General features: G+C 47.5%; 3 protein-coding genes. 2 read left to right on the forward strand and 1 reads right to left on the reverse strand.

The window, feature by feature from the left end; all coding sequences use genetic code 11:
• Positions 1-50 precede the first annotated feature (50 nt).
• Entirely contained in the window at positions 51-461 is a 411-nt protein-coding gene (locus N6G83_RS54295; protein ID WP_260524430.1) for a hypothetical protein, read from the reverse strand.
• Between the two features lie 314 nt (positions 462-775).
• Between N6G83_RS54295 and N6G83_RS54300 the strand changes: the two genes are divergently transcribed.
• Complete coding sequence (locus N6G83_RS54300; RefSeq protein WP_260524431.1) at positions 776-1,018, forward strand: hypothetical protein; 243 nt, start codon at positions 776-778, stop codon at positions 1,016-1,018.
• Positions 1,003-1,452, forward strand: a complete 450-nt coding sequence (locus N6G83_RS54305) for a helix-turn-helix transcriptional regulator (protein WP_238788093.1) — start codon at positions 1,003-1,005, stop codon at positions 1,450-1,452. The genes N6G83_RS54300 and N6G83_RS54305 overlap by 16 nt, the downstream gene beginning before the upstream one ends.
• Positions 1,453-1,532: the final 80 nt, after the last annotated feature.

Raw genomic sequence — 1,532 nt, forward strand, 5'->3', positions numbered from 1 at the left:
TGGTTGGTTTCACGAAGTGAGGCCAACCACCTGTTAAGCCGCCCTTGACCTTACGATCCTACAAACGTTTGAATAGCCCACAAGGCCAACGAAGCTAGAAGCGCACCGCCAAAGCAAAACAGCCCCATCAGCAAGCTATCCAGCGTCCTGTCCCGTTTCAGTCTCTTTCTGCGGCTCTCAACCTCATCCAGAAGCCCTTTCTGGCTTTCAGCTACCGTTTCCATCATTTCGCCGTAGCGAGCCTTCAGGGACGTTATGCGGGTGTTCATATCGCGTGCATCGGATTCCAGCTCCGTAAATTCCTTCCTGGCTGATTCAAGAAGCTGCTCACCCTCGCTGCTGGAGAGTAAATCCCTGACAAACTCAGTTAGTGTTTTTCGTTCCAGTGATGCACGGGTTTCTAATTTCGTTTTCAGCTCGCGGGGTATCCGGAAGCTCAGAATGACGCTCTTCTCTGGCATGGACTGTATACGCTGTAATATTTACCGTATACGCCTTATAGCACCTGAGATCGCGATGTAAATGGGCTGATTTTATGTAAACATACGCGCTGAACTACAGGCACGAGGGCGATGTATACACGGGGAAACTCCCCGTTACACAATCGACGTGCCAAAGGGTTCCCCTTTGAAACCCGGATGCGGTTCTACGAACCTGAAAAACAAACCCCAAACCCGCTTAACAGGTGGTTGCGCTCACTGCGTGATCACAACCACCTCGAACAAGTTTTTTAGGCAATTTTGAGCGTCAAGATCAAGCCGCTGCGCGGTCGCCGATGGCGAATCTTGACCCCCAAAATTGCCCGAACGACAGTGAGGGAGCTAACTCATTGTTTTTAAGGTGTTTTCCTTTGCTTGTGATGGGCGCTGAAAGTGCCCTTTTACAAGATACAGAAGGGGAACAAAAAAAAGCTATAAAAAACAGCATACTTGCGTTGAGTACAGTTACCAATAATGGTAACTTAGTTACCAATAATGGTAACTCAAATTTATGGCGGGAAGTATGGATAGCAAAATAACCCAAATAAACCCCGAAACGGGTGAAGTTATTGAGGGCGTCTTGGTATGGATGCCTAAGAAGCGAGTATCACCATTTGAGAGGCATTTTACTATGAACCAAGCAGGATTATTAACACTGGCTCAGAACCTAACAGGTGAGCAATTGAAAGTGCTCCTGACACTGCTTGCCGATCTGGATTACGAAAATTACATCCAAGTACCACAGTCTGAAATAGCCGAAAAACTCTCAATGCAAAAAACCCATGTTAGCCGATCAGTCAAAGCCCTAATTAATTTGGGTGTTGTTGTCGAGGGCCCAAGAGTTGGCAAATCAAAAACCTACAGACTGAACGAACAATTTGGATGGAAAGGATCTGTTTCAAAGCACAAACAGGCTCTTAAAAATGGCCTTAGTGTGATTACTGGCGGTAGAACTCAGCAGAAAGCCGTTTAAGAGCGGAAGCCGGTCAAGGGCGAGCGTAGCGAGTTTATTTACCCTTGACGGGCTGGAGCGACCCCCACACTTGGCGAAGG

It is taken from the genome of Serratia sp. PL7 (genome assembly GCF_945957435.1).